The 5,505-nt window shown below is 63.8% G+C and carries 6 protein-coding genes and 1 pseudogene; 1 reads left to right on the forward strand and 6 read right to left on the reverse strand.

Features of this window, described 5'->3' with window-relative positions:
• The 6 genes from Q0520_RS04380 to Q0520_RS04405 form a co-directional block, all read right to left on the reverse strand.
• Positions 1-557 (reverse strand): prephenate dehydratase domain-containing protein (locus tag Q0520_RS04380; protein WP_298667069.1); only part of this gene is annotated, 557 nt, incomplete at its 3' end.
• The gene (locus Q0520_RS04385) at positions 539-1,363 is read right to left on the reverse strand and encodes a prephenate dehydrogenase/arogenate dehydrogenase family protein (RefSeq protein ID WP_298667071.1); all 825 of its coding nucleotides are present in this window, start codon (positions 1,361-1,363) and stop codon (positions 539-541) included. The genes Q0520_RS04385 and Q0520_RS04380, both read right to left, overlap by 19 nt.
• 1 nt (position 1,364) lies before the next feature.
• Positions 1,365-2,339, reverse strand: coding sequence for a 3-dehydroquinate synthase II (locus Q0520_RS04390; protein ID WP_298667072.1), 975 nt, complete (start codon positions 2,337-2,339; stop codon positions 1,365-1,367).
• A complete protein-coding gene (locus Q0520_RS04395) occupies positions 2,336-3,118 on the reverse strand; it encodes a 2-amino-3,7-dideoxy-D-threo-hept-6-ulosonate synthase (RefSeq protein ID WP_298667073.1) in 783 nt (260 codons plus the stop codon). The genes Q0520_RS04390 and Q0520_RS04395 overlap by 4 nt, the downstream gene beginning before the upstream one ends.
• The gene (locus Q0520_RS04400; RefSeq protein WP_298667075.1) at positions 3,115-3,906 is read right to left on the reverse strand and encodes a 2-amino-3,7-dideoxy-D-threo-hept-6-ulosonate synthase; all 792 of its coding nucleotides are present in this window, start codon (positions 3,904-3,906) and stop codon (positions 3,115-3,117) included. Before Q0520_RS04400 ends, Q0520_RS04395 begins: the two co-directional genes overlap by 4 nt.
• Before the next feature lie 368 nt (positions 3,907-4,274).
• Positions 4,275-4,646 carry a hypothetical protein gene (locus tag Q0520_RS04405; RefSeq protein WP_298667076.1) on the reverse strand — a complete coding sequence of 124 codons (372 nt, stop codon included), beginning with the start codon at positions 4,644-4,646 and terminating at the stop codon, positions 4,275-4,277.
• 222 nt (positions 4,647-4,868) lie between these two features.
• Here Q0520_RS04405 and Q0520_RS04410 point away from each other — a divergent pair.
• Positions 4,869-5,505, forward strand: a pseudogene (locus tag Q0520_RS04410) (chemotaxis protein); the annotation flags it as partial.

The following is a 5,505-nucleotide window of genomic DNA, read 5'->3' on the forward strand; positions in this document are numbered from 1 at the left end:
CACTTCCCGGCACCCGGTCCCTGATAGGGCTCTGTCGAGATGACGACGAACCGCGTCGTGTTCTCCTCCGCGTCCTGGATATTGCCGGCGACGATGGGGACCCCGAACCTCTCCGCGGCCTCTGCGGTGGTGACCGCCGCCGCGGCCGTGCCCGGCCGCACCTCCCTTGCGCTCGCCGCGTTCGAGGAGGTGTGGACCACAGGCACGCCGAGGGCGTCGACACAGCCCGAACACTGTTCATGGGCCTGCGGATGGGCGTAGATAGTCTCGATCTCCTCGATTCCCACGAAAGAGGCGAGGTGGAACCTGATCGGCACGTAGACCTCCGCGGTGATGAAGACAGGATTGCGCAGAAGGCCGTCGAGGGTCGGGCCGACACCGCCGGCCTCGCTGTTCTCGACCGGGACAAGACCGTCGCCTTTCCCCGCGGCGACATGCGCAAAGACGGCGCCTATGGTCGGGAGGAGCACGACCTCCTCGGCGAGGTGCCGGGCGAGGGCGTGGGAGAAGGTGCCCTCGGGCCCGAGGGCCGCCAGCCTCACTTTTCTGCCAGACATCGTATCAGCGCCTCCGAGTCTTCGGTCGCACGCGGGATGTAGTCGGCAAAGAAGGCGGCGTCCTTCCGGAAGAGACGGGCGAATACCTCGTCGTCGCCGCTCTCCACCGCCCTGCGGACCTCGTCTGCGGCGGCCGCGAAGGTGTCGAGGACTTCGGGGACAGCAGGGTTCTCCCCGAGAATCGGGCCGTACAGGTCGGGGTCCTGCCCGAGTATCCGCCCGATCACCGCCATCTCGATCTGGTAGACAGGACTCGTGACAGAGAGGAGGGCCGGGAGGTCCACGGAGAGGCGCCGCATCGTCCCGGCAAGGGTGAGGGTGGTGAAGTGGGTGAGGCCCTGGACCACCGCCATCAGTCTGTCGTGCTCCAGGGGGTCCATCTCTGTCACCTTCGCCCCGGCCTCCCTGAAGACGGCAAGGACCGCGTCGGCATGCTCCGGGGCGACACGCGCCGGGCAGGCGACGACCGTCTGGTTCTGCAGGGAGGACACAGACGGCCCGAACATCGGGTGGAGGCCGAGGACTTCGGCCTTCGTCTCCAGCATCGCCGCCACGGGCATCGCCTTGAGGGAGGTGAAGTCGCAGAGGAGGTGGTCCTCAGAGAGGAGAGGGGCGATCTCCCTGATCACCGGGACGGTGCTCCGGATCGGGACAGAGACGATGACGACCCCGGAGGCCCGGACAAGGTCGGCATTCGAGAGAGGGGTCGCCCGACCGGAGACGAGCACCTCGTGGCCGGCGTCTGAAAAGACGCGGGAGAAGAGGGTGCCCATCCCGCCTGTCCCGCCGATGATCCCGATGCGCATCTCAGGTCTCCGTGATCGTCTCTTCGACGGCCATGCCGAAGTGCCGGCCGCCGGCAAGGGAGAGGCCGAGGACGTTGTCGCCATCCTTCAGGGCGGCGACAGAGACAGGGCCGTCAGGCCCCATCAGGCGGACAGTCTCCGCGTTCTGGAGGACGAGTCCGGCCTTCTCCCCGCCCCTGCCCTCCGCCTCGACAAGGAGGAGGGGTCGGCGCTCGATCTTCACCCGCCCGACCGCGGCCCCGGTCGTGGCGCCGGCACCGTCGGCGACGAGGACGGCGTCCCCTGCCCGTACCTCGGAGAGGTAGGCGGTCTTCCCGTCGGGACCGAGGAGGTAGGCGTGGACCGCACCCGCGTTCACCCTGAAGGGCCGCGGCGAGACGTACGGGTTTTCGGCCGTCTCTGCAAGCACGAGGAGGAAACCCGACGAGGTGTTGCCGACGAGCATCCCCTGCCCCTCGGCGAGGAGGGAGCAGGTGTCGATGCAGGCGCGGTCGCCCATCCCGATGGGGCGCACCCGCGTGACAGTGAAGGGAGTGAGCGCAAGGCGCGGCATCGCCGCCTGCACGACGGCCGCAACCCTGCCGACTTCAGCGGGGTCGTCGGTCTGAAGGACGACGCCAGCGACCCCTTTTTCCAGGATGCCGAGGGCGAGTCTCGCCTCGTCGGCATTCCTGACGACGGCGAAGACCTCCTCGGATGCGGCGACCAGGTTTTCGAGGGGGATCACCGTCCAGTCCGGTGTGGAGACGACAAGGAGGGCGCCTTTCGCCTGCGGGAGCGGGGCGTCGGGCGTCACCGCCGCGAAGACGACGTCCGCGCCCGGCACCAGGTCGCCGTCAGGGGCGACCGTGGCGATCCGCCCGAGAGCACGGGCATCCCCCGCCCTCTCCACGACCAGGGCATCGACCCCGGCCTCGATCGCCGCCGTGGCGACCTCCTTTTGCCACGGCCGCACGTCCACCCAGAACCGTTTCATCTCCCCTCCAGGGCGTCCTTCGGGTCGGCGCCGCCGTGGACGACCTTGCAGAGCGCCCTGACAAAGGCCGCCGGGTCGTCGCGCTGGAAGGCGTTCCTGCCAATGGCAACGCCCGCCGCCCCGGCACCGACCGCGTCCCTGATCGCCGTCAGGGTGGCGAGGTCGCCGGCCTTCTCCCCCCCTGCGATGAGGACGGGGACGGAACAGGCGGCGCAGATCTCCGCGAAAGAGGCGGCATCGCCGGTGTAGTTCGTCTTGATCAGGTCGGCGCCGATCTCCTCGGCGACACGCACGCAGTGACCGATGGCCGACGGCGAGCGGGGGTCGATCCCCTTGCCCCGCGGGTAGATCATCACGAGAAGGGGCATGCCCCAGCGGGTGCACTCCTTCGAGACCATGCCTGCCGCCTCGATCATCCTGGACTCGTGCGGCGCCCCGAGGTTGATGTGGATGGAGACAGCGTCCGCACCGAGGGCGACCGCCTCCTCGACGGTGCAGACGAGCACCTTGTCGTCGGGGTCGGGGTTGAGGGAGGTCGAGGCCGAGAGGTGGACGATGAGGCCGATGTCCCGGCCGCGGCCGCGGTGACCCGCCTTCACCATCCCCTTGTGCATCACGATCGCGTTCGCCCCGCCCTCGGAGACGGCGGAGACCGCCTCAGGCATATTCTTCAGCCCCTCGATCTGCCCCATCGTGAAACCGTGGTCCATCGGGACGATGACAGTCCTCCCGGTGTTCCGGTCCATGATCCGCTCCAGCCTGATCGCCTTTCCTATCATTCTTTCATCATCTCCATCGCTTCTTCCGCACTCCTGCCGCCGTGCACGATCGCTGCCGCCGCCCTGACAAAGCGGTCGGGGTGCGGGTGCTGGAAGGCGTTCCTCCCTATTGATATCCCGGCGGCCCCGCCCTCCATCGCCCCTTCGATGAGGGCGAGGGTTGCGGCGTCGTCCGTCTTCGAACCCCCGGCGACGACGACCGGCACCGGGCACCCCAGGGTCACCTCCTTGAAGGTGTCGGGGTCGCCGGTGTACACCGTCTTGATGATGTCGGCACCGAGTTCGGCGCCGGCGCGGGCGGCAAGACTCACCATCTCAACGCTCTTCTCGTCGTCTATCTTCGGGCCGCGGGGGTACATCATCGCGAGGAGGGGCATGCCCCACTCCATGCACTCGACCGCGACCCTCCCGAGATCGGCGAGCATCCTCGCCTCCGAGGCGGCCCCGATATTGATGTGTACCGAGACGGCGTCCGCACCCATCTTCAGGGCGTTCGTGACCGTGTTGACGATCACCTTCTCATTCGGGTCCGGCCCTGCAGACGTCGAGGCCGAGAGGTGGAGGATCAGTCCGATGTCCCTCCCCCAGCGGCGGTGACCGTACAGGGCAAGGCCGAGGTGACCGAGCACCGCATTTGCTCCGCCTTCGGCGACGAGGTCGACTGTCCGTCCCATATCCACAAGTCCGGGCATGGGCCCTGCCGTAACACCATGGTCCATCGGGACGATGATCGTCCTGCCGGTGTTACGATCCATAATACGTTCCATCCTAATCTGTTTTCCTCTCATGAACACACACCTCCGCAGATTCCCGTGGCTGCGGGGTCTTAGAAGAGATAAAAATAGCTAAAATAGACGCCGTACAGCGCCACCGCTCCCGAAGAGACGGTCAGAGAAATGTCTGCGTGGGCGGGTTCGCGAGTGCTAGTGAAGGTAAAGACATTCACTGGCGAAAAGACATCCACCACACATTGTCACAAGGGTAGTCGCCGACGATATATAATGGCTTTGGCGAGGGTGCCGGAGTGTGTCTTCCAGACAGATGGCACGCCCCGAAGACACGATAAACTCTTTTTCCAGCGGACCTCCGGGAACAGCGGTGTGAGCCCCCACCTCAATCCATAGATCCGGCCGTACCATGATAGCAGAGCCAGAAATCACACCCCTGTTTCCCCGATCGGGCACCGGGCAATGTATTCAAGATTGAATTTGTAGAAGTGGGTGTAGCCGCAGGCATGACACCGCGTGGTGAACTGGTTGCACCCGACGATCAGGTCGTGCGGACCCTCGACCCCGCAGTGCTTGCAGGGTGCGACCGTCTCCAGGTGCCAGATGTCATAACAACTGATCGGGGTGTACGTGCCCTCGGCTCTGACGTCCTCCAGGCGGGGGACGAAGATGCGGGTCGCACCACAGTGTGCGCACGCCACCTGTGCCTGCGACGAGACCGCCTTGATCACCTGCTCAGCGTCCTCGTGGCAGTGGTAGCAGGTGGTCAGGTGTGTCGTGAAGATGAACCGCTCGCCCATGCCCTCTCCTCCGGTGACGAACCTATAATACTTACCATACGTACCGGCCACCCCGCAAGAAAAATAGGGTATGAAAATCGATCTATATTAAATAAGAGATGAATTAAGCAGCGCAATATAAAAATAACAATAATGGTTCAAAAGATTAAAAGAGAAAACCATATAAATTAATTCATTAAAGTAACTATACGTTGACACAACTATAAAAGAGGGATTCAAAGAATGGCAAAAGGGAAACAGGAGAAAATTGAGGCAATACTGGAACGCGCACTTGAAGGCGATTTTTCCGGGCGGGTCGACACCAATGTGCTTCCCGACGAGTTCAAACCCCTGGGAGACATGGTGAACCGCGCCATCAATAAGATGGAAGAAGCGGAAAAGTTGAGAAAGCGTGCCGATGCCTTCGTGAAGTTCAATCCGCAGGCCATCGCCGTCCTTGCCGGGGACAAGCACCGCCTCGACCTCAACAAGCAGTACGAGAAGGTCTGGCACGGCACATACGACGAACTGATGGCGAAGAAACTCTACGACTTCAACATCAAGACGTCGGGGGACGACTTCTACGCCTCGTTCGAGACGAAGAAACTCGCGGTCTCGGACATGGAAGTCACCTGGGAGGACAATACGAAGTCGTACCTCCGCCTCTTCCAGGTGCCCATCCTCGACGAGAACGGCGAGATCGACGTCAACTACTACATCTACCAGGACCTCACCGACCAGACGACAGAACTGAAGAAGGTCAGGGCTCTCAAGAAGCGCTCCGACGCCTTCGTGAAAGACAACCCGCAGGCCATCGCCGTCCTCGCCGGGGACAAGCACCGCCTCGACCTCAACAAGCAGTACGAGAAGGTCTGGCACG

The organism is uncultured Methanofollis sp. (assembly GCF_937919355.1).
Classification (GTDB): Archaea; Halobacteriota; Methanomicrobia; order Methanomicrobiales; family Methanofollaceae; genus Methanofollis.